We start from the raw sequence: 23,511 nt of genomic DNA, 5'->3' as shown, positions 1-23,511 counted from the left end.
AAACATTTCATATTTTTTAACTTTTTTGGACGTTTCCTTTTTTACCTTAAATAACTTAAATCTCCTAATAAAATCGTCCCATCATAAATCTAACCCTGAAAGAACTTTAGTGTGTGTATACTCAAATATGTTAAGATGTTTATCGCTTATAAAAAAATCTCCTTGTTAAGAATTTGATGGAGGAACTCAGTCTATAACAAACATCCTATTTATGAGTTTTTTATGTTTCCTACTTAATATTACAATCTGTCATCGTGAAAAAAGGTGCTACATAGTCAGCAACACCAAAGATTATAGATTTATTTTATGGTTTGTCCTTAGTTATTTTTAACTTGTCCATATTTTTACTCTCGCTAAATTTCAACTTTTAGTGATTGAAAGAAAAGAGGAATTTATTTAATTAGAAGGAATATTAAATAAGCAATTTTTGGGATTGTTAATATAATATTGTATAGCCTACTAGAATAGTATTATGGCTATATCTGTTTAGAGTATCCCTCTAAAAGTTGAATAACTAAAAAATGAGGTGATTATATGGAGGACATTCTTTCTCAGGAACAATCCTCTTCAAGAGATCAAGAACAAGTTTATTACGCAAGAAATAAAATGCCTAGTTGCCGTATTGATGATTTAATTATGATTTCAAATAGTCAAGGAAGCTATTTATTTGTAAATTATAATAGAGATGAAGATGAATCGCCTGTTTTCAAAATTAGAAATAGTCGCGTAGATTACGGGCAACTTCAATTACAATTAGTTGTAATGGAAGTCATTTATCCTATCCCTCTTTACCATCATGAGAGTGAACGTGCTAACATCTTACATGCCATTCGTGATGGATTAGCGGTTGTAAAAGAAACTAATCATATTATTACATTTTCAGTCGGTCGAATGCATCATATTGAGGAAGTCGATTTGAATATAATTGATTGTGTTCAACCTATTAAAGTTAAAAGTCCAATTTATGTTAAAGGCGATTGTGAGAGTGGCATTTGCGGTGAAGTCAAAGTAGAGCGTCGTCCACGTATAACATATAAATATTTCTTATCTTTGAAGCCTAAATCAGGTTGCGTAGAGTTAAATAATCGAACAGGCTCTTGGCGTTATGAAGGAAGATGTGATGAAGTTGAAAATGACTTCTTTGAAATAACTGTATGGGATGGTCTTGGTGGTTATGCAACTCAAAGAATTTATATAAAATGCGAACAAGAAGAAAAGCCAATAGGGGTTAATGTTTTAAATATTCCTCTTCCTATTGTAGCGGCTTCACCATTACCTATTTGGGGTGATGTTAGAGTTATAAATGCTCCTAGTGTTTCTGTGGTGAGCTTACCAGAGGTAACTATTGCAAGTTTACCACCTGTGGAAGTGAGCGGCTTAGTGAGCGTGACCGTTCCAGAAGTCGTCACCGTAACAGTGGGACAACCAATTGATGTGAATGTGTTAACGTTACCAGAGGTAGCGATCGCCAGCTTACCAGCAGTAGAAGTCAGCGGGTTAGTGAGTGTAACGGTTCCAGACGTCTTAACGGTAACAGTGGAACAACCAATTGATGTGAATGTGTTAACGTTACCAGAGGTAGCAATCGCAAGCTTACCAGCAGTTGAAATCAGCGGGTTAGTGAGTGTAACGGTTCCAGACGTCTTAACGGTAACAGCAGAACAACCAATTGATGTGAATGTGTTAACGTTACCAGAGGTAACGATCGCCAGCTTACCAGCAGTTGAAATCAGTGGAACTCCAACTGTGTTAATTAATTCAACAAATGTATTGACTGTTACTATACCAGAAGTTGTTGAAGTTTGTATAGTTAATACAGATTTAAGTGTTGTAGTTGCAACAGTTATTGTAGATCCACTTATCGATGCCAATGTCATTAGCTTACCAGAGGTAACGATCGCCAGCTTACCAGCAGTAGAAGTCAGCGGGTTAGTGAGTGTAACGGTTCCAGACGTCTTAACGGTAACAGCAGAACAACCAATTGATGTGAATGTGTTGACGTTACCAGAGGTAGCGATCGCCAGCTTACCAGCAGTAGAAGTCAGCGGGTTAGTGAGTGTAACGGTTCCAGACGTCTTAACGGTAACAGCAGAACAACCAATTGATGTGAATGTGTTAACGTTACCAGAGGTAACGATCGCCAGCTTACCAGCAGTAGAAGTCAGTGGCCTAGTCAGTGTAACGGTTCCAGACGTCTTAACGGTAACAGCAGAACAACCAATTGATGTGAATGTGTTGACGTTACCAGAGGTAACGATCGCCAGCTTACCAGCAGTAGAAGTAAGTGGCCTAGTGGGTGTAACGGTTCCAGACGTCTTAACGGTAACAGCAGAACAACCAATTGATGTAAATGTGTTAACGTTACCAGAGGTAGCGATCGCAAGTTTACCAGCAGTAGAAGTCAGCGGGTTAGTGAGTGTAACGGTTCCAGATGTCTTAACGGTAACGGCAGAACAACCAATTGATGTGAATGTGTTAACGTTACCAGAGGTAGCGATCGCCAGCTTACCAGCAGTAGAAGTCAGCGGGTTAGTGAGTGTAACGGTTCCAGATGTCTTAACGGTAACGGCAGAACAACCAATTGATGTGAATGTGTTGACGTTACCAGAGGTAACGATCGCCAGCTTACCAGCAGTAGAAGTCAGCGGGTTAGTGAGTGTAACGGTTCCAGATGTCTTAACGGTAACGGCAGAACAACCAATTGATGTGAATGTGTTAACGTTACCAGAGGTAGCGATCGCCAGCTTACCAGCAGTAGAAGTTAGTGGATTAGTAAGCGTGACCGTTCCAGAAGTCATCACCGTGACAGTAGAACAACCAATCGATGTCGTAGTTATTACAACTATTACAACTGTGGCAGATTTAAATGCCTATAATTATTATGAAACGCCACTGACATCTTTATATGTTTCAGTAGCTACGAGTGCGGCTGTTATTTATGATATATCTAGATCGATTGATCAAACTATTTTTACTCATCTTGCTTCAGGAGACTCTGTTATAGCTCAAATCATTATTTCTCCAACCTCAAATCCAGATTATTTTTATCCAGCAGGTATCACACAAGAATTATCTGTTACAAGTCCAAATTATCCATTTGTAAGTAATTACTTTGGACGTTATTTAGGAGTATCATTCTCTAATAATACAGCACCAGCTACGGTTGAAGTTATTGCTCAATCTCAAGGACCAATTATAGAATTGTAAAAAGATCAAAAACAACTAGGCTTTGTATAGGAAATTTGTAAGCAGGTAAAATAAACTTGTCTCTATCGACCTCGAACTTTTAGCTATACTGTAGCTACTAAGTTAAGGAGGTCGATTTTTTTTGTGAGAGAAAATCCTATCATCGTTCCTGTTTAGGTCTATACTGATACTTCTTCATGTTACTACACATGATTTTAGTATAGGCAAAAAATATTCAAGAAAATTGAAAAAATCTAATATAAAAGGAGATTTCATCTATCTTTTAATGATATGGGTGAGGTCTTCTTTTTATACGCGTTATGATGACTTGTTGATGAAAGTTTGGTTCTTTTTCGTTAATAAATGGCATTAAATAAAACTTAACATATGATAAAAAGGGAGTATTTAGTTAGTTGACTGCCTAATTTAATAAGGAGGTAGCAAAATGGAAAGAAAACATTCACTAAGTTTATGTATGATTGTTAAAAATGAAGCAGACTGCTTAGCCAGATGTATAGAAAGTCTACAATCTATACCAGATGAGATGATTATTGTTGACACAGGATCAACAGATAATACGGTTGAGGTCGCCAAAAAGTATGGGGCAATCATTAAAACATATGAATGGAATAATAATTTTGCTCAAGCACGAAACTATGCCTTATCTTTTGCAAGCAAAGAGTGGATTTTAGTTTTAGATGCTGATGAGTATTTACGGCCAGAAGATTATAACTTGTTTGTTTCATTATTAAACGCCGAGGGCATTGATAGCTATTATATTAAGACATTAAATTTTACTGAACCAAATAATCCAGCCAGTTGTATGATTAACTTAAATCATCGGTTATTTAAAAATCATAAAGGATTTCATTATGTTGGGGCTATCCATGAACAATTAATATCCGATGAAAAAGTAATTTCTAAGACGACAGACTTAGGGTTTTATCATACTGGATATTTGAAGGAAGTAGTCAAATCTAAAAATAAGCCTAAACGAAATAGTCAAATTCTACAATCAATTTTAGATGAAGACCCTAATAATTCCTTTCATCAATTTAACTTAGCTAATGAAATGTTTCAACTTGAAAAATATGAAGAAGCTATTGAACTTTATAATCAAGCTTATGAACATACAACCGTTGGACAAGGATATTTACCTAAATTAATCGTGTTTAGAATTAATGCTTTAGTTGCCAATCATCAAGAAAAGAAAGCTCTTTTAGCAGCTAATGAAGGCATAAGGTTATACCCAACCTTTACCCATTTAATGTTTGTCAAAGGAACAATAGAAGAAAAACTAGGGTTGATTACTAAGGCAATCACTAGTTATGAAACATGTTTAACGATGGGGCGACCTGATGCGCAGTTAGAGTTTTCTAAAGCTTCTGAAACACTATGGCCACATTTAAAGTTAGCCACTTTATATGATTATTATGGAGATAGTGAGAAAGCAATTTTTCATTATAATAAATATCTAGAGCTAAATCCGAGTCATTATCAAATTTTATATGCAGTTGCATCATGTCTAAGAAGAATGGGGTTAAATGAGGAGCAGATGAGTCAGCAATTAAGTAAGTATTTACCTGCTACAACTTTAAATAATAAAATTTTATTAATTGATCTATTAATTAAGCAAGGATTGTTTGCTCAAGCACAAGTTTATTTAAATCAAATTGATTTATCCGAAACCAATTCACAGATTCTTTATTTAAGGGGAAAAAATCAATTTTATCTATCGAACGATGAACAGTGTTGTGAGTGGTTTAATAAATATGTACAATACGATTCTTTTGAAGCTGTAGCGCCTTATTTTTATTTATTATATCTTTTAACAAATAATGAGCAATATAGTCCTAGACAATTACAGTATCCGAAATACTATGGGAATTTAAAAAGTTATTTAGATGAAAAAGGGGAATACACCTTATCCCAGGATGAGATTAGTATAATATTTCGACTGATTGAAGAATGTTTAATTATTCATCAAGAGAATTTAAGTAGTGACCTTGCAAGTCTTCTAGAAGTTCATCTCGATAAAGCACTGACTCTTAAATTAGCTCAGTTATATTGTAAGTACCATCATAACAAATGGGCAAAAACAGTGATTGAAAATTATATTTTAAATGGTGGAGGACTTGATGACGATATGATTAATATTCTTAGTTGTATAAGAGTTAATGAAGTAACCGAGTAAAAAACACGAGAGCATCTTAAATTCAAGAATATATTATACTGTGTAACTTATTTGAGTTACATAGTATAAGTAATTTATCTGAGGTGAGAAAATGCCTAATAGAATAATATACAATAATAACCCTGAAAACGTCAAAACCCAGATTTATGGTTCTGATCCTAATCAACCAATAGAAGTTTTTGACGGGGCGTTAGCGGTTACTGGGGTACTGGGAGTTGATACGACGACACCACTTAGTGTAAGTGTTAACTCCTTACCTACAATTGAAATCAGTGGCGCACAATCTATAGAGATAACAGGTGTTGCTTCTGTATCAATTGTTAATCCAGTCATAGTATCAAGCTTACCAGCAGTAGAAGTGAGCGGTTTAGTCAGTGTAACGCTTCCAGAGGTGTTAACGGTAACAGCAGAACAACCACTAGAAGTGAACGTCTTAACGTTACCAGAAGTTAGCATTGGAAATGAATTAACGATCGCCAGCTTACCAGCATTGGAAATGAATTAACGATCGCCAGCTTACCAGCATCGGAAATGAATTAACGATCGCCAGCTTACCAGCCGTCGAAGTCAGTGGCTTAGTCAGTGTAACGCTTCCAGATGTGTTAACGGTAACAGCGGAACAACCACTAGAAGTGAACGTCTTAACGTTACCAGAAGTTAGCATAGGAAATGAATTAACGATTGCCAGCTTACCAGCAGTGGAAGTGAGCGGTTTAGTCAGTGTAACGCTTCCAGATGTGTTAACGGTAACAGCAGAACGACCACTAGAAGTGAACGTCTTAACGTTACCAGAAGTTAGCATCGGAAATGAATTAACGATCGCGAGCTTACCAGCGGTAGAAGTGAGCGGTCTAGTCAGCGTAACGCTTCCAGATGTGTTAACGGTAACAGCAGAACAACCACTAGAAGTGAACGTCTTAACGTTACCAGAAGTTAGCATAGGAAATGAATTAACGATCGCCAGCTTACCAGCAGTGGAAGTGAGCGGTTTAGTCAGTGTAACGCTTCCAGATGTCTTAACGTTACCAGAAGTTAGCATTGGAAATGAATTAACGATCGCTAGCTTACCAGCCGTCGAAGTTAGTGGCTTAGTCAGTGTAACGCTTCCAGAGGTGTTAACGGTAACAGCAGAACAACCACTTGACGTGAACGTCTTAACGTTACCGGAAGTTAGCATAGGAAATGAATTAACGATTGCTAGTTTACCAGCTATTGAAATTAGTGGAACACCGACCGTATTAATTGATCAACCAATTGAAGTGACAACAGGAACAACTAACTTAGCAGTTCAACTTGCTGCACGAACAGTAACTAATGATATTCAATCTTATACGTTAAATTCAACTAGCACGATTACGACACCTGTATACTATGTCGGTGAGCTTCGTGATTTTGGATATTTAATGTTTAGTACGGCACAAGACGTCACAGCAATAGCTTACGCATCACCACTTCCATCAGGAATACCAGCTATCTCCCTTGCAGGGCCTGTGGCATTATCACCAACACAAGTTGTTCTTCCTGCAGGTTATGCGACAGGTGGATATATTGCAAATGTTGAATATAGTCATTATTCTTATGTAGCCTTAGAGGTGTCAACATCTACTGATGTGACAGTTGATATCTATTTCCAAGGACAAATTTAAAAATTTATTTTTCAAAAAACCTTCCAGTTTATCCTCTGGAAGGTTTTTTGATAGAGATAGTATTAAGTGCGACACATAAAAAAGTTTATAAATAGGATGTTAGTTATAGAATGAAGTTTTCATACCCAATTCTTAACAAGGAGATTTATTTATGAATGATAAATATCTTAATACATTTGAATGTATACGTGCTTAAATTCTTTTAGGGTTAGATTTATGATCGAAGTATTTTATTAAGAACTTTAAGCTGTTTAAAGGAAAAAAAGAAGACCCCAACAAATATGAGGCCAATTTTAATATTTCAACCTCTCTTCATCAACCTCCCTAGAAGTTTCACTTGAGAAACAATCCTCAATTACTAGGGAATGGGTCCCCTAGAAGTTTCACTTGAGAAACAATCCTCAATTACTAGGGAATGGGTCCCCTAGAAGTTTCACTTGAGAAACAATCCTCAATTACTAGGGAATGGGTCCCCTAGAAGTTTCACTTGAGAAACAATCCTCAATTACTAGGGAATGGGTCCCCTAGAAGTTTCACTTGAGAAACAATCCTCAATTACTAGGGAATGGGTCCCCTAGAAGTTTCACGAGTGAAACGGTCCTCAATTACTAGGGAATGGGGATTAGATACGGTTATTTAGTAACCTTTGTTGAATGTCAAGCATGCTTTGATGTCACTATAAAAATAGAAAATCGCTCGGTTTGAGAAATATATCGAGCGACTGATGAGTGGGATGAATTCTTTCCTAAAGATACCTATAAAATCTATATGAGTGATTGAGGAAGAGAGTTTACTTGTTGCTTGAAAGTAGACGATGACTTAAACATTCCAGTTAACTTGACTGATCCTTATTTCTCTTGGTAAAGAGGAAGTAATGAAACTGCCCACGGGCTTCTTTAAAAGTTTGATCGGAATACGATGGGCTTAGCATAAGTTAGTGATTAAACAGATTCATGAGGCATTGTGCCTCATGAATCATTGATCACAAAAATGTTTACATTGGAAAACTGCATTCAAGCTAATTCATTAATAGAGATTAGCAATGAAAAAAATTTAATAACTTCTTCCAGTCAAAAACACTCCAACGGTTTCTTCGGAAGTTAAATTAATTCCTTCTAATGTGATAAAAACATAATTTGAACGTTCTGTGACCAAAAATAATGCTACTCGTTGAATTCCAGCAATGGATAGGGATCGGTCACGATTTAGAACTTTTGATGTCCCATATTTCACTCCAGTCTTTTTATCTGCTATAGGTGCTAAAAATACATTAGCTGTAATGGGGTCATTACTTCCACCATAGAGAAAAACCCATACCCATAGTTCATTAATATTTTGTACAGACAGCAGTTTAGAGCTTAATGTGATAGTTTGACTTGAGGTGGGGAAAATAAAAGTATCAAAATCACCCTCTAACACACTATTCGTGGTGATGTTTGATGTATCCATTACAGAAAGTGTGAGGTTATCCATAATAGAGAGACTAGGACATTCTAGAATATTCGTGGGGAGGGGATCTTGATAATCAAGCGAAAGAATGCCTGTAATAGAAACCCCTTTTTGATTAGTCTCAATCGATTGATTTAAATCTGAGCCATAAATAGATACCTTTGTTACATCTGGTTGAAAACTTGAGATATGGCGATTACCCATTATATCACCTCTTTCCTTATTAATATAGTATATGAGGAACTATTGACCGACAAAGGTAATAATGACTGTGTTTCCTTGAGTGGCTTGAAGCGCGATAAAGGAAAAATTAGCTAGTATGTCTGATGTTAAGACACAGGTTTGTAAGTCGTTATTGAAAGAATTAGCCGTTGATAATAAAGTTGGACCATCGGCTAATACACTATACGCTAATTCGACTGTAGGGGTAATATATAAAGAGGCCGTGATACTGGGTCCAATATCTGCGTAGAGATAATAAGCATACTGATTATATGTGGATATTTCCATAACATCAGTTAGATCATCTATAATGAACCCAGTCGTTATAAACGTTATGGATGAAGTATTAATAGGTGGAGGGACAATATTAACATTAGCAATTCCATCAATTGATACGGGGACAATTCCTGTCACACTAATAGGGGTTATTTCTACAACATTTACTGATAATGGAATTGACGTATCAACTTCTACAGTTCCTGTCACAACTAATGCTCCATTATCTGTTAAAATAGGCTGTTCTGAATCAGAGCCATAAATTTCAACCTTAAGATTGTTTGGCTTATCATTATAGACTAAACGGTTTGGCATTGTATTTCCCTTCCTTATGAAAAAAGTATGATTAAAATAGTGGTTTCTGCGAAATCAATCTGTGCCTATCATGGTTTGATTAAGAGTCTCTATAGAGACAGAACATAGATGAGTAGGTAAAATAAAATTTAGTTTATATGACGAACTAATGATTGATAACTAATTAAATTTTACAATAGCAGTATTTTTTTAATCATCTATTATACTTTATGAGAAAGCTTTTGTTCATGACTGTACTTTATCCTCCTGCAACCAACGATTTATTCTTCTCTCGTATCACCTAGATAGATTGTAAAATTAAGTGCGATGTATATGAATTTATAAATAGCACCTTTATTATATTAGTCTAGATAAGCATTTCACATCGTCAAAACTTTTGAACCTCTCTATGGAGGATTAGATTAACTTCAATAGTCTGCTAGGTCACTCACTGTTTATCATTGAAGGAAAGTGACAATATCCATCATCGATTGAGCCACGTAGCGTAGGAAATTTAGTCTTAACCCCAAAAGGTTTAGGTTAGAAAGCTTCATTCACGCTATTTCATAAAGAACTGTCGCAGTGATATTAACCCTTCTTTCTAAATTTGTGTGATTTATTATTAGGGGATTTTATGATAAAATAAAGCTACAATGAGTTACAGGGGGAGCGGCTTCATGCAGGAACATAAATTATCAGTCATATTTGAGCCATCATACACATTGGATGCGCTTAATTTCCTAGATCACTTATTTATTCCACGTTCATTGCCCAATGAACAGATGGTTTGCTATTTTGAAGAATATCTAGGTGATTATCATGAGAAAATACTACAAAATATCCGTAAAAATCTTATCAAATTTGAAACGATATCTGAGGTATTAACACCTTTACTAACTGCCGATCCTGAGTTTAATGATTTAAAATTATCTGAGTTATTAAGAAGTCCTAAATATTTAATTAATCAGTATAAAAGTACGTCATCTTATGAGAAATCGTCAAAAGCTTATCGGAAATTTTTAAAGACTGACGCAGAATCAATGATCATTCAAGTGGGATTGTTAATTAAAGAGTTAGAGAAAGCTAAATTTAAAACGTATTGGTTACAGTCCTGTCTGCCATTAGTTAATAAACAAATTAAATGCTATTTAAAAGAGATTGGTCCATTAGCGCTCCCAGAGAAGTTTGGACAACCCACTCAGCTAATCTATGTTTTAAGTTGCTTAGATACTGAGAGAGTGGATAGAATTCATCAAAAGTTAATTGTCTCACATAGTTGTTCTTCTAAAAGGTTAATGTATAGCTGGATTGAAACGTATCTGAAACTAGAATGCTTATTAATGAAACCCAGAGGATATGAACGAAGAATAAAGCGCAATAGCGAAGTGATGCACCTTTATAAAAGCGTCAAAGATAAGCATTCGTCAATTTTTGACTATATTGAGACAACTATTAAATTAGCGATGACCGTATATATCGGTCAAGAATGGAGTCTTGTTGAACAACCTTATGAATACTTAAAACGATATGAATCGGGTCATTATAAGTTATCATTGTTATTTTATCAAGAATTAGAGAAGCAAAAGCCTCATCAAATGATAATGCAACAATGGGCCCAGTATTTACTTGAACGAGTAGACATTCAAACCTATCAACCTCATGGGGAACGGATAGTAAACCAACCTAGTTAAGGAGTGATTTGAATTGCCATCACCCATTGTTCACTTAGAAGTTCTATTTGTTTTATTTAATCAATTTAATCGAACAGTGACAGCTGAGTTATTACTAGGTGTCCTTAGCCCAGATGCAATTCATATGCGTCCCAATCAGACATGGTTAGATAAAGCTATGACGCATTTTTATCATGAAGCAGATACTTCTTATGATCATGCGATTAAAACAGCAAAAAAAATAGTGACTGATGAATCAGATGACTTTCAACTAGGGTATCTGATTCATTTATATACGGATTATCTTTGGCGTGAAAAAATTTATACTCCATTTTTTAATGCTTATAAAGATCGAATGGAACGTTCAGAATTACATGCTTTATACTATTTTGAAATGCAGTGTATCGATCATCAACTTTTAAGTAGCGCTTATTGGGTAGAAGAAGCAAGGTTAAAGCTTTTGCAAGTGAAGAGTTTAGCTTGTTTACCCTTATTAAGTAAAAATGAAATTGATGATTGGCGCTTGAAAGTATTAGAAGATGATTTAAAAAGAAAGGCCTATCAGCAGAATGAATGTAAAGTCTTTAATATGAGACAAATTCAATCATTTATAGCGTTTTGCTGTAATCAGCTAACACAACAATTAGAGGGATGGAAAACTAGCGAATCATGCTAGTTTTTCTTTATCTTGACTTAAAACTAATGCTCATAATACAATTATAAAAATGAGTGACAAATCGGAGGATTGAATATTGAATAAATATGATGTTATTATTATCGGTGGTGGTCCAGCAGGACTATTTGCAGCTATCATGTGTGCTGCCAATCAAAATAAAAAAATTGCTCTTTTAGAGAAGAATAAATCCTGTGGTCGCAAGCTACTAATGGCAGGGGCAGGAAAATGTAATATTACTCAAGCGGGTGATATTGAACATTTTTTAACATGTTACGGTACCAATGCCAAATTTTTAAAGCATGCTTTACTATCTTTTCAAAATAAAGATTTGTTAGACTTCTTTAAACAACGTGGATTAGAGTTTATGACAACGGAAAAAGGAAAGGTATTTCCTAAATCATTAAAATCTCAAGATGTTTTAAATATTTTATTAGATGAATGTAAGAAGCGTAAGGTTAATATTTGTTATGAAACACCTGTACAATCATTAGTAAAAGAACAAGAGTTATTTTATGTGCAAACCTCTCAAGGGGTTTATGAAAGTCCTATTGTTGTCGTGGCAACAGGTGGACTAAGTTATCCGCATACAGGATCAACAGGAGAGGGCTTAGTTTGGGCGAAGTCATTCGGGCATAAGATTATTCCAACTAAGCCGGCTTTAACCCCGTTAAAGATTAAAAATTATGAGTTAAGTGATATGTCAGGAACTTCTTTTGAAGAACTACCTTATACATTATGGCGTAATGGCAAAAAGATTGGATCGTATCAAGGAGATTTTCTATTAACTCATACCGGTGTTTCAGGACCGGGAATCATTAATAATTCTCGCTTTATGCAATCTGGCGATGTGATAAAATGTAATTTCGTGGCCGCAGAATCGATAGAGGAGTTTAGAAGTAACTTAACTAAAAAATTGAATCATGGGGGTAAAACACTCGTTAAATCCATTGTTCGAGAATTAAATTTAACGAAACGATTCGCAGATAAAGTGCTAGAGTTATGCGAGATTAATGACGATTTAAAATGTGCAGAGTTAACAAAAGCAACGCGTCAAAAACTTCTCACAACTTTAACGGAATATGAAATGGAAGTGAAAGAATTAGGCGGATATCACGTTGCGATGGTAACAACAGGTGGAGTTTCAATAAAAGAGATTTCTCCTAAGACGATGGAATCAAAAAAAGTAAGCAACCTTTATTTCATTGGAGAAGTTTTAGATATAGATGGAGACACAGGTGGATATAATATACAAGCAGCTATGTCAACGGCCTATATTGCCTCACAAGCTATCAATAAATAACCATTAGACACTGTATTAAACAGTGTCTTTTTTCTTTAGCACTAAATGAGATTCATCTGATAGTAAATTTCGTTTTACTATCAATCAATTTATAAGTTTGTTTATTGACACTGAACAGCTCTCCTTATATACTAAATAATGGACAAAGTTTGACAAAAATGTCGAAGGTATAAACTAGATAACAGTATGAACAAATAACAATTAAGGAGATAGTTAAATGAATAAAAATCGATCAATTCAAACCATTGTAGCGATTGGTATTGGAGCAGCCATTTTTGTTGTTTTATCACGATTTGCTTCTATTCCAACAGGAATTCCAAATACAAGTCTAGAAACTTCTTATGCTGTATTAGCTTTAATTGCACTGTTATATGGTCCTTTAGCGGGATTTGCAACTGGATTAATCGGGCATTTCTTAAAAGATGTTTTAATTTTTGGTTCTCCTTGGATGAGTTGGATCATTGCATCAGCTATGATTGGACTTGTCATTGGACTTATTTCTAAAAGTATTAACATTGAAGATGGAGTATTTGGGGTTAAGGAGTTAATTAAATTTAATGTTGCACAAATTGTTGCTAACATTATTGGATGGTTTATCATCGCTCCTACACTAGATGTTTTTATTTATGCAGAACCTGTAGATAAAGTTTATTTACAAGGAATTGTTGCTGGATGTGTCAATATGGTGACAATTGGGATATTAGGCTCTTTATTAGTGACAACTTATGCAAAGACACGTACACAAAAAGGAAGTTTAACAATGGAAGACTAAAATTGAGGGATGTTTCTCTCAATTTTTTTTAAACAGTTGTAAGATTTTTCAAACATTATTCGACAAAAAAATATGTTATAATATAAAAGTTGGCCATTTTTGAGATGAGTTAAAATGAGTTTTATCAACGAGATAAAGTTGATTTTAGTTCATCTCATGATTAAAGAGAGAGAAAGGATGAAGCGCATGCGAAAGCCAGTTATTGAATTCGAAAATTTTAGCTTTCAATATCGAGTTCAGTCAAGCCCAACTCTTAAAAATATTAATTTAACGATTTATGAGGGCGAGAAGGTTGTCATTGTCGGTCCTTCTGGATCAGGAAAAAGTACCATTGCACATTGTATTAATGGTTTAATTCCGAATATTTATAAAGGGACTACAAGTGGGACATTTAAAATTAAAGGTCAAAATGCTTTAAAACATAACATTTTTGAACGTTCAGCTCATGTTGGAACTGTTTTGCAAAATCCTGATGATCAGTTTATTGGATTAACGGTTGGGGAAGATATTGCTTTTAAGTTGGAGAACTTAGTTGTTCCACAACAAGAGATGATTGAAACTGTTCAAAAAGTAGCACAGTTAGTGAATGTTGACTCACACCTGACGTATTCTCCTCACCAACTGTCAGGAGGACAAAAACAGCGTGTGACCTTAGCAGGTGTCTTAGTAGATGATATTGATATTTTATTATTTGATGAACCATTAGCTAATTTAGACCCAGCAGCGGGGCTGCATACGATGACTTTAATTGATGAGATCCACACTAAAACAAATAAAACCATTGTGATGATTGAACATCGTTTAGAGGATGTTTTATACAAAAAGGTAGATCGAATTATTGTGGTCAATCAAGGTGAAATCGTAGCGGATTTAACCCCTAATGAATTACTAGCTTCTTCTTTACTTCAAGAAGTAGGGATTCGTGAACCTCTTTATGTTACAGCTTTAAAATATGCAGGTTGTGAGATTTCGGAAGATATGAATCCAGAGTCATTAGAAACAATGAATCTGACAACGTGTACAGATTCAGTTAAAAAGTGGTTTTTAAACGCGAGTTCTTATTTACCAGAAGAAAAGCAACAGGTGATTTTAGAATTTAAAAATGTGAGTTTTGGTTATCAAATGAATCAAAAAACACTAAAAGATATTTCCTTTAAAATTCATCAAGGCGAAATGGTAAGTATTGTTGGAAAAAATGGAGCTGGGAAATCAACGATTTCAAAACTCATTAGTGGTTTTTATCAACCGACGGCAGGAGCCATTGAGTTTAAAGGTCAGGACTTAAGCAACCAAACCATTAAAGAACGTGCTGAAAAGATTGGATTAGTCATGCAAAATCCAAATCAAATGATTTCAAAAACAATGATCTTTGATGAAGTGGCATTCGGACTACGAATTCGAGGGATTGATGAAGAAGAAGTTAAACGCCGTGTGTTTGAAACGTTAAAAGTCTGTGGGCTTTACCCTTATCGTAATTGGCCGATTTCGGCTTTAAGTTTCGGACAAAAAAAGCGAGTTACGATTGCCTCAATTTTAGTGTTAAATCCAGAAATTTTAATTTTAGATGAACCGACGGCTGGGCAAGATTTAAAACATTATACTGAAATTATGGAGTTTTTAAAGACGTTAAATGCAAGAGGGATTACGATTCTGATGATTACGCACGATATGCATTTAATGCTTGAGTATACAACTCGTGCTCTTGTCATTACAAATGGAGAGCTTGTTGCCGATGATACAACATGGCACGTATTAACGAATGATGCGTTAATAAAAACAGCTCATTTAAAGAGAACCTCATTATATGAATTAGCAAAAAAAGTTGGAGATTTACCTCCAGTTGAATTTATTTGTAAATTTATTTCAAGTGATAAGGCGGTGAGAACGTAATGAGTGCTAACTTATTAGCTTATATTGACATTGATTCACCGATTCATCGTTTAACAGGTAGTACGAAACTGATTTGTTTTTTATTATGGTCAGTGACAGCGATGTTAAGCTATGATACACGTGTCTTAGTCGTGATGTTACTATTAAGTTTTATTATTTTTAAAATTTCAAAAGTTGATTTTAAAGATATTGCTTTTGTTTTTTACTTTATTTTAATTTTCTTATTATTTAATAACTTAGCGGTGTTTTTCTTCTCACCACTTGAAGGTGTCTCAATTTATGGTACACAACATAATCTAATTAAACTGTTTGGCCCTTATGTGTTAACGACTGAACAGTTATTTTACCAATTTAATATGACGGTAAAATATTTAACCATTATTCCAATCGGATTAATTTTCTTAGCAACTACGAATCCAAGTGAATTTGCAGCGTCCTTAAATAAACTAGGCGTGAGTTATCGTATTGCTTATTCTGTTTCAATTGCCATGCGCTATATTCCAGACATTCAACGTGATTTCATTGAAATTTCTCAAGCGCAGCAAGCAAGAGGAATCGATTTATCCTCAAAAGAAAAGCTTAGTAAACGACTGAAAAATATGGGGGCTATTTTACTTCCCCTCATTCTAACAAGTTTAGAACGTATTGAAACGATTAGTTATGCTATGGAATTACGTGCATTTGGAATACATAAAAAAAGAACATTTTATAATGCTCGTCCTCTAAAAAAATCAGATTTAATCGTTATCATCGGAATGACGTGTTTAATGGGAATCTTTTTATGGATTACATTTAGTAATGGAACACGTTTTTATAATCCATTTAGATAAAAAGGCTGTATTTGTTATCATACAGCCTTTTTTTAATGGTTTTAAATTTTGGGCAAAACGCCGGTTTTTTTCCAGGCATAAAATACACTTGGTTGAAAGACGGGTGTTGGTTTTATTGTTTCAAGAAAAGTAGCTGCTTCTTCATCAGCAGTAAAGATGGCTTTAATAGCGGGACACTTTTCAAGTGCTTGGTCGTAACGATAAGGATTCTCACAAGGTGTTTGTGGTCCGGTATGCCATCGAATCAATAAAATTTCTTCTAGTGTTAGTTTAATATATTGTTGGGCAAGAATCACACTCTTTTCACCATGTCCAAGTGGAACATCATCGAGACATTCATACGTGAAATAGCACTCTTTTTCGTTTTTATGATTATAGCGAATTTTAAGTGTCGGATAAAAGATATTTGTTTTACATAAATCATGTAAGTATCCTGCTAAATAGATGGTTTCCTTTGATAATCCTAAGTGGTATTGGTTATTCTTTTGAAGTAGTAATTCAACCACATTATGACTATGGATCGCTAATCCATGAGGATAATTACAATGGCCTTTAATACTAGCCGGTGCCTTGAAATAATCACTCTCTGATGTTAGAAAATGGATTAAGTCACTCATCCCTTCACGCTCGATACTATGAAGTCGACTTAATATAATTTGCTTTATACTCATTTTAGTGTAACCCCTTTTAATTCTCTTTTCCTTATTGTATCGTAAATTAATGACTTTTTCTTAGTTTATTTTGTCGACCTTCTTTATCTTTTTTGTAAAAAAAAGTAACTGAATGATAAAAATTCAATATAAAAATAAATAGTACAAACGTTGACAAAAACCGACTGAGTCAGTAAACTTGATACTGTAGCTTTGTAGGTTTAGTCTCAAAAAATGAGACTTAGAAGGAGGAGAAAAATGAACTCAAAAAAGAGTAAGGGAAATCCGTGGGCACTATTGCCATTAGGGATTTTTTTGATTTTATTCGTTGGTAGTGGAATAATGACAGGTGATTTTTATGCGATGCCTGTATTAGTTGCCTTTTTGTTAGCTTCGGTTGCAGCGTTTATGTTTAATCGAAAAGAACACTTTAATGATAAAGTAGCTATTTTCTGTAAGGGAGCAGGAAATGAAAATATTATCATGATGGTCATGATTTTTTTATTAGCAGGGGCTTTTTCTGGTGTAGCAAAAGCCATGGGTGGTGTTGATGCAACAGTTAATTTAAGTTTATCCATTTTACCACCTAATTTAGTAGTCGTTGGATTATTTATCATTGCAGGATTTATTTCAGTTTCAATGGGAACATCAGTTGGAACAATTACCGCATTAACCCCAGTTGGTCTTGGAGTTGCAGAAGCAACTGGAATTCCTGTCGCATTAGTTGTTGGAGCGATTGTTGGTGGTGGAATGTTTGGTGATAACTTATCCATCATTTCTGACACAACGATTGCTGCTGTGCGTACGCAAGGGTGTGAACTGAAAGATAAATTCAAAGTGAATTTTTTAATTGTTTTACCGGCTGCCATCCTGGCATTAATTATTTTATTTGTTATGACCTCACAATATCAAGTTGATTTAACGGAGGTTTATCAAGTAGAGTGGATGAAGGTTATTCCATATGTTGCAATTTTAGTTGGAGCCTTATTAGGAATAAATGTTTTTGTTTTACTTGGAGGCGGGATCGTATTAGCGGGGATCATCGGATTAGCGACTCACTCATTTAGTTTATTAAATTTAATTACTGCCACTTCAGATGGAATGGCTGGTATGCAAGAATTAGCAATGATTTGTATTGTAGTCGGTGGAGTATTAGAGTTAATTAAACATAATGGTGGAATTGATTATTTATTATCTTTAATTAAATCTCGTATTAAATCAAAAAAAGGAGCAGAGTTTGGAATTGCGACTTTAGTTAGTGTCATTGATTTATGTACAGCTAATAATACGATTGCAATTGTAATGGCAGGTCCATTAGCTAAAGAAATCGCCGATGAATTTGATATTGATCCTCGTCGTTCAGCTAGTTTACTAGATATTTTCTCTTCATGTTGGCAGGGACTAATTCCATATGGAGCCCAAGTATTAGGAGCTGCAGGATTAGCCGCTATCTCTCCAATGGAAATTGTTAAATTTGTTCATTATCCGATGTTAATGGGGATATTCGGAATTCTTGCAATTATTATTGGATTCCCTAAATTGAAAAAATAATCATCTACTGTTAAGGAAGTAGAAGCATGTTAAACGGTATGGTATCTATTAAAGAGCCATGCCGTTTTATTTTTGAATAGGATGTTGAAAATTTCGCTAAAGTTTATTGCGAAAACTAAGTTAAAGAAATTAATCGTTTTAAATTAAGAAATTTGACTGTATCTGTGTAACGATCAGTTTCTTTTGTAGTCATTAATTAATCCATTGATGCTGTTCTAATCATGTATCGATAAGTAGAGATTATTGACGATTTCACTCATAATTGTAAGGTTTGTTTGCATATAATGTAAAAAAGGATGAGGAGGGGTTGAAATATGAGACGAACTCGATTGATTGAAAATCGAGAGGTCTTTTTAGCATATGTGTTAGCAAATTGTAAATTCTCAACCATTGAAGGGTTACATCGTCGATTTCCACTCGTTTGGAAACAACGGGATCAGTATAAATATTATAAGCATGTGTGTTTGGAGAGGCCCAGTTTAAAAGAAGAATATAAACTAAAATGTGCTTATTGTTTGTTTGAAGCCTCTAAAGAAGATTCAATTATTTTTAATGTTTTATTTGAAGAACTCTATAAGCAGTATGGGGCTCTTTACAAACAATTAAAAAAATATTATGGTCGTAGTAAATTAATTTCGGATACTGGGCTAGAGGTATTAATGAAGGATGAAGAATTGATCAATCAAAGTGATTTAATGGATGTATCTATTTTTGATTTTTTTCTAGAAAAATTAGAGGTTCAGTACGATGAGACAACATTTTTTAACCAATTAAAAGTCACTTATGACGGAATTCAACGAAAAATTTTAGACTTTGAACTCGACATCGATGAGCTGAATTATCAATATTTCAAGTATCAATTAACGAAACCTAATTCAATAACGTTTAAGAGAGTTAAGCACTTTTACCGGAGTTATTCTGACTATTTAGGACAAAATGTAGTCGATGTTTTAAATGATAAGCTAGAGAGGTGTTATCAGGAAGAAAAATTAAGTTCTCACATCCAGTGGATGAGAGATTTAGGATTAATTGATCAACACACGGTCTATCGGTTAACCATAACAGATGTCTACCAGTTAATGACTCTTTTATTATGTACCGATGGAGACAATCTAATTGAAGAAGAGGGAGCTAGTATTGAAATCGGAGATTTAGTTTTACCTATTTCAGAACTTGAAGCATTTGAGGAGTTGTTAAATGAATTATTACCGTATTTTGTAATGAGTCAAGTGATGAAAGAAAATCGAGAGTTCTTTTTCCGCTCTTATACGTTAAAGGATCAAATGATTTCGAAGCAGTTGGAAAAAGAAGTCGAGTTACTTAAACGCGATTTAAAATCAGTAAAAGAAACGAATAAGTTGTTAAAACTCTCCCTGAGTGAGGAAAAGTTGAATCAAGAGAAAATGTATAAACTTCAATTAAAACAGTTACGGTCTAACCTAATGACAACAATGCATGAAAAGGAACGGTTAGAAAAAGAGTTGGAGAATCTAAAAGAAAGATGTGCCCAATTAGAGTCAATAATAAAAGAGCCATCAGAAGCAGAGGAACAAGTGTACGAAATGACTTTGGAACAATCCGTGGATGTGAGTGAAATTAATAAGGCAGAAATTATGATTGTCGGAGGGGCAACACCTACGATTCAAAAATTAAAGCGAATTCTACCGAATTGTAAGTATTTTGAGGTAGATAAAAAATATAATGATCAATATTTTCAAGGCGTTAAATTCGCCATTTTGCTAACTAATATTTTAAATCATAGTATGACTAAAAAATTGGATAAGCATTGTCCCAAGGCTAAGAAAAAGTCAGTGACGGTTACAAATGTTGATTTGATTATTGAGGAAATTGTTAAGTTCATTTAAATAAAAAAAAGCTCACAGTATGGTGAGCTTTTTTCGAAGAAGAGACCTGGAAAGATGATCTCGTTTTGAAAAATTGTTTGGAATTTCGGAATGTGTGAAGTTAATTAGGGGGTAACTTCACGAGTTAGGGTGGTTTGTGTCTTGCTGACTCTTATATTATGACAAAAAAAGTAACTTTTTTCAATAGTTTCTTGTCAAAAAACAAACTTTTGTTCGGCTTGTTTGGTGGGACTAATTATTTATGATTTTTAATAGATGTTTGTTATAATAAAAGAGACGAAAATAAAGTTTTGAGGTGTTAGAGTGTTTAAAACAATCGGATTATTTGCTCATGTTGATTCTGGGAAGACGTCACTGGCTGAACAAATTTTATATGAAACGAATGCAATTCGCACAAAAGGAAGAGTCGATCATCAAAATACATTTTTGGATCATCATTCAATTGAAAAACAAAGAGGGATCACTGTTTTTACTGAACAAGCGAGTTTTAAGTATAATGGATCCATCTATTATTTACTCGATACCCCTGGACATATTGATTTTTCCAGTGAGATGGAACGTGCAATTAAAGTTTTAGATTATGCAATTGTTATCATTAATGGATTTGAAGGCGTTCAAAGTCATACCGAGACGATTGTTGACTGCTTAAAACAGTATCATATCCCAATGGTTTTCTTTATTAATAAAGTGGATCGTGAAGGAGTTGATATTGAACGTGTTTTGACACAGTTACGATTGAATTTAGGGGTTAATCCTATTTATCTTCCAAATGAATTAGACTTAAGTGAGTTACCAATTGAAATTATTGAGCAATTAGCAGAGTTAAATGAAGACTTACTCGATTACTTCTTAGAAAATAAACGGGATTCACAATTTTGGTTAACAACTTTTAAACAGCAAATTCGAATGCAAAATATTTGTCCAGTTTTTAGCGGATCAGCCTTAAAAAATATCGGAATTACCTCTTTTTTAAAACAGTTTGATGAGTTAACAGAAACGACATATGATCGTACAGCTCCTTTTAAAGGAAGAGTTTATAAAATTCGCTATGATGAAAAAGGGGATCGAATTACTTATCTAAAAGTGTTGAGTGGGAATTTAGCCGTAAAAGATTCAATTAAAACATCCGCGACTGAAGAAGGAGAGAAAGTAAATCAAATACGTTATTATCAAGGAAAGAAATTTGAAACGACACCGATTGCACAGGCAGGTGAACTGATTGGGGTAACCGGATTAACACATACTATGGCAGGTCAAATAATTGGTCATGAAGTTAAGAGGGAAGAGGTATTATTACAACCTGTCATGCGTGTGTCTGTACTCTATCCTCAATCATTAAATGCCAAAGATGTATTAGCTATTTTTAAAAAATTAGAAGATGAAGATCCGATGCTGTTGGTTTTATGGAATGAAGTCACACAGTCTATTGATGTTTCCGTGATGGGAAGTATTCAGCTAGAAGTCTTAAAAGAAATCGTCCAAGAACGATTTGATCTTTCAATTGAATTTAGTCCGCGAAAAGTTATTTATCAAGAAACTATTACAAATCAAGTCATTGGAAGCGGGCATTATGAGCCATTGAAGCATTATGCGGAAGTTCACCTACAATTAGAGCCTGGTCAAAGAGGAAGTGGGGTGACCTTTGAATCCGTGTGTTCAACAGAAGAATTAGAATTAAGCCATCAAAAATTAATCGAAACACATATCTTTGAGAAAACACATCTTGGGATTTTAACAGGATCATCTTTAACTGATGTTCATATTAAACTCATCACAGGGCGTGCACATCAGAAACATACGTCAGGTGGAGATTTTAGAGAGGCGACGTATCGTGCCATTCGTCAAGGATTAGAACAAGCTAAGAATCTCTTGTTGGAACCATATTATACCGTTAAATTCGAAGTAGAGATGGATTTAATGGGACGAATCTTAACCGATTTAAAAAAGATGTCTGGAAAATTTGAGAATCCAATCATTCAAGAAAATAAATGTTTGATTACTGGAACGGTTCCAGTAGCGACTTTTATGGATTATCCGAGTGAATTTTTATCCTATACAAAAGGAGCCGGAAGAATCTCATTAAATGTTGCAGGATATGATATTTGTCATAATCCAGAAGAGGTTATTTCAGAAATCGCTTATGATAAAGCTGCTGATCGCTTAAACCCTTCGGGATCGGTTTTTTGTGCCAAAGGAAGTGGATTTATCGTTCCTTGGGATGAAGTTGATGAGTATATGCACTGTAAAGTGAAAAAAATAGCTACGCCCTATGAAAAATAATCATTTACTTATGATAAACAATTAACCCTTTAAAATATAAAGTAGAATTGAAAGCTTTAAAATAAACTAATAGTTAATGAAAAAAGTAGAAGAGGTGTCTTATGAAAAAATATGAAGTCATTAAGGAAATTTGTGAAACAGGTGTCGTAGCTGTTGTTCGTGCTGAAAACGAAGAGCAAGGAGTTGAAATCTCAAAAGCCTGTTTAGCAGGTGGAATTAAAGCGATTGAGTTAACTTTCACCGTACCTTTTGCTGATGAAGTGATTAAATCATTAGTCAAAGAGTTTGGATCAAGCATGTTAATTGGTGCTGGAACTGTATTAGATAGTGAAACAGCTCGTATTGCGATTTTAGCAGGTGCCAAATATATCGTCTCTCCAGGATTTGATTTAGAAACAGCCAAATTATGTAATCGATATCAAGTTCCTTACATGGCAGGATGTATGACGATTACAGAAGTCATCACGGCGATGGAAGCGGGAGTAGATATTGTTAAATTATTCCCTGGAAGTGCATTTGGACCAAGCTTCGTTAAAGCAGTGAAAGGACCTCTTCCACAAGCGAATATTATGCCAACAGGTGGCGTTAGCTTAGAGAATGTCGATCAATGGATTAAAAATGGATGTGTGGCTGTCGGTGTAGGTGGAGATTTAACAGCTCCAGCTAAATCCGGTGATTATGCAGCTGTAACAGAATTAGCTAGACAATTCGTTGAAAAAGTAGCAAATGCTAGAAAGAACTAGGTGATGAAAATGAAGAA

17 protein-coding genes are annotated in these 23,511 nt (G+C 34.6%); 14 read left to right on the top strand and 3 right to left on the bottom strand.

The window, feature by feature from the left end; all coding sequences use genetic code 11:
- The first annotated feature begins 534 nt into the window (after nt 1–534).
- The 4 genes from AT726_RS00090 to AT726_RS00075 all read left to right on the top strand — a co-directional run bounded on the left by AT726_RS00090 (nt 535) and on the right by AT726_RS00075 (nt 7,026).
- Entirely contained in the window at nt 535–3,207 is a 2,673-nt protein-coding gene (locus tag AT726_RS00090) for a hypothetical protein (RefSeq protein ID WP_068758765.1), read from the top strand.
- 424 nt (nt 3,208–3,631) lie between these two features.
- Entirely contained in the window at nt 3,632–5,380 is a 1,749-nt protein-coding gene (locus AT726_RS00085) for a tetratricopeptide repeat-containing glycosyltransferase family 2 protein (RefSeq protein ID WP_055276794.1), read from the top strand.
- A 91-nt stretch (nt 5,381–5,471) separates the two neighbouring features.
- A complete protein-coding gene (locus AT726_RS00080; RefSeq protein WP_068758764.1) occupies nt 5,472–5,885 on the top strand; it encodes a hypothetical protein in 414 nt (137 codons plus the stop codon).
- A 94-nt stretch (nt 5,886–5,979) separates the two neighbouring features.
- Nucleotides 5,980–7,026, top strand: coding sequence for a hypothetical protein (locus tag AT726_RS00075; protein ID WP_068758763.1), 1,047 nt, complete (start codon nt 5,980–5,982; stop codon nt 7,024–7,026).
- 1,053 nt (nt 7,027–8,079) lie between these two features.
- Here AT726_RS00075 and AT726_RS00070 read toward each other — a convergent pair.
- Nucleotides 8,080–8,679 carry a hypothetical protein gene (locus tag AT726_RS00070; protein ID WP_068758762.1) on the bottom strand — a complete coding sequence of 200 codons (600 nt, stop codon included), beginning with the start codon at nt 8,677–8,679 and terminating at the stop codon, nt 8,080–8,082.
- Nucleotides 8,680–8,718: 39 nt separating this feature from the next.
- Nucleotides 8,719–9,288: a hypothetical protein gene (locus tag AT726_RS00065; protein ID WP_068758761.1), complete on the bottom strand. Its 570-nt coding sequence runs from the start codon at nt 9,286–9,288 to the stop codon at nt 8,719–8,721.
- Between the two features lie 656 nt (nt 9,289–9,944).
- Here AT726_RS00065 and AT726_RS00060 point away from each other — a divergent pair.
- The 6 genes from AT726_RS00060 (at nt 9,945) to AT726_RS00035 (ending at nt 16,405) form a co-directional block, all read left to right on the top strand.
- Nucleotides 9,945–10,958 (top strand): hypothetical protein, encoded by a 1,014-nt coding sequence (locus tag AT726_RS00060; RefSeq protein WP_055276785.1) that lies wholly within the window; start codon nt 9,945–9,947, stop codon nt 10,956–10,958.
- A 13-nt stretch (nt 10,959–10,971) separates the two neighbouring features.
- A complete protein-coding gene (locus tag AT726_RS00055; protein WP_055276783.1) occupies nt 10,972–11,613 on the top strand; it encodes a zinc dependent phospholipase C family protein in 642 nt (213 codons plus the stop codon).
- Between the two features lie 76 nt (nt 11,614–11,689).
- Nucleotides 11,690–12,913 (top strand): NAD(P)/FAD-dependent oxidoreductase, encoded by a 1,224-nt coding sequence (locus AT726_RS00050; protein ID WP_055276782.1) that lies wholly within the window; start codon nt 11,690–11,692, stop codon nt 12,911–12,913.
- Between the two features lie 217 nt (nt 12,914–13,130).
- The gene (locus AT726_RS00045; protein WP_055276780.1) at nt 13,131–13,685 is read left to right on the top strand and encodes an ECF-type riboflavin transporter substrate-binding protein; all 555 of its coding nucleotides are present in this window, start codon (nt 13,131–13,133) and stop codon (nt 13,683–13,685) included.
- Nucleotides 13,686–13,862: 177 nt separating this feature from the next.
- On the top strand, nt 13,863–15,575 hold the full coding sequence (locus tag AT726_RS00040; RefSeq protein ID WP_237297136.1) for an ABC transporter ATP-binding protein: 1,713 nt from the start codon (nt 13,863–13,865) through the stop codon (nt 15,573–15,575).
- On the top strand, nt 15,575–16,405 hold the full coding sequence (locus AT726_RS00035; RefSeq protein ID WP_055276776.1) for an energy-coupling factor transporter transmembrane component T family protein: 831 nt from the start codon (nt 15,575–15,577) through the stop codon (nt 16,403–16,405). The genes AT726_RS00040 and AT726_RS00035 overlap by 1 nt, the downstream gene beginning before the upstream one ends.
- Nucleotides 16,406–16,446: 41 nt before the next feature.
- Here AT726_RS00035 and AT726_RS00030 read toward each other — a convergent pair whose 3' ends face one another.
- Nucleotides 16,447–17,076, bottom strand: coding sequence for an HD domain-containing protein (locus AT726_RS00030; RefSeq protein ID WP_055276774.1), 630 nt, complete (start codon nt 17,074–17,076; stop codon nt 16,447–16,449).
- 237 nt (nt 17,077–17,313) lie between these two features.
- Here AT726_RS00030 and AT726_RS00025 point away from each other — a divergent pair, with 237 nt between their 5' ends.
- The 4 genes from AT726_RS00025 to AT726_RS00010 all read left to right on the top strand — a co-directional run bounded on the left by AT726_RS00025 (nt 17,314) and on the right by AT726_RS00010 (nt 23,494).
- A complete protein-coding gene (locus AT726_RS00025) occupies nt 17,314–18,606 on the top strand; it encodes a Na+/H+ antiporter NhaC family protein (protein ID WP_055244614.1) in 1,293 nt (430 codons plus the stop codon).
- Nucleotides 18,607–18,920: 314 nt separating this feature from the next.
- Nucleotides 18,921–20,471: a hypothetical protein gene (locus AT726_RS00020; RefSeq protein ID WP_055244612.1), complete on the top strand. Its 1,551-nt coding sequence runs from the start codon at nt 18,921–18,923 to the stop codon at nt 20,469–20,471.
- 303 nt (nt 20,472–20,774) lie between these two features.
- A complete protein-coding gene (locus tag AT726_RS00015) occupies nt 20,775–22,751 on the top strand; it encodes an elongation factor G (protein ID WP_068758759.1) in 1,977 nt (658 codons plus the stop codon).
- 101 nt (nt 22,752–22,852) lie between these two features.
- On the top strand, nt 22,853–23,494 hold the full coding sequence (locus AT726_RS00010; RefSeq protein ID WP_068758758.1) for a bifunctional 4-hydroxy-2-oxoglutarate aldolase/2-dehydro-3-deoxy-phosphogluconate aldolase: 642 nt from the start codon (nt 22,853–22,855) through the stop codon (nt 23,492–23,494).
- The last annotated feature ends 17 nt before the right edge of the window (nt 23,495–23,511 follow it).

It is taken from the genome of Turicibacter sp. H121, assembly GCF_001543345.1.
Classification (GTDB): Bacteria; Bacillota_I; Bacilli_A; order MOL361; family Turicibacteraceae; genus Turicibacter; species Turicibacter bilis.
This window is presented reverse-complemented; position numbering and strand designations above follow the sequence as displayed.

What these genes read in the sequence shown, in the direction of transcription:
- AT726_RS00025 (WP_055244614.1), top strand. Translation starts at nt 17,314, where the DNA reads ATGAACTCAAAAAAGAGTAAGGGAAATCCGTGGGCACTATTGCCATTA.
- AT726_RS00010 (WP_068758758.1), top strand. Translation starts at nt 22,853, where the DNA reads ATGAAAAAATATGAAGTCATTAAGGAAATTTGTGAAACAGGTGTCGTA.
- AT726_RS00060 (WP_055276785.1), top strand. Translation starts at nt 9,945, where the DNA reads ATGCAGGAACATAAATTATCAGTCATATTTGAGCCATCATACACATTG.
- AT726_RS00020 (WP_055244612.1), top strand. Translation starts at nt 18,921, where the DNA reads ATGAGACGAACTCGATTGATTGAAAATCGAGAGGTCTTTTTAGCATAT.
- AT726_RS00085 (WP_055276794.1), top strand. Translation starts at nt 3,632, where the DNA reads ATGGAAAGAAAACATTCACTAAGTTTATGTATGATTGTTAAAAATGAA.
- AT726_RS00080 (WP_068758764.1), top strand. Translation starts at nt 5,472, where the DNA reads ATGCCTAATAGAATAATATACAATAATAACCCTGAAAACGTCAAAACC.
- AT726_RS00090 (WP_068758765.1), top strand. Translation starts at nt 535, where the DNA reads ATGGAGGACATTCTTTCTCAGGAACAATCCTCTTCAAGAGATCAAGAA.
- AT726_RS00030 (WP_055276774.1), bottom strand. Translation starts at nt 17,076, where the DNA reads ATGAGTATAAAGCAAATTATATTAAGTCGACTTCATAGTATCGAGCGT.
- AT726_RS00065 (WP_068758761.1), bottom strand. Translation starts at nt 9,288, where the DNA reads ATGCCAAACCGTTTAGTCTATAATGATAAGCCAAACAATCTTAAGGTT.
- AT726_RS00035 (WP_055276776.1), top strand. Translation starts at nt 15,575, where the DNA reads ATGAGTGCTAACTTATTAGCTTATATTGACATTGATTCACCGATTCAT.
- AT726_RS00045 (WP_055276780.1), top strand. Translation starts at nt 13,131, where the DNA reads ATGAATAAAAATCGATCAATTCAAACCATTGTAGCGATTGGTATTGGA.
- AT726_RS00040 (WP_237297136.1), top strand. Translation starts at nt 13,863, where the DNA reads ATGAAGCGCATGCGAAAGCCAGTTATTGAATTCGAAAATTTTAGCTTT.
- AT726_RS00070 (WP_068758762.1), bottom strand. Translation starts at nt 8,679, where the DNA reads ATGGGTAATCGCCATATCTCAAGTTTTCAACCAGATGTAACAAAGGTA.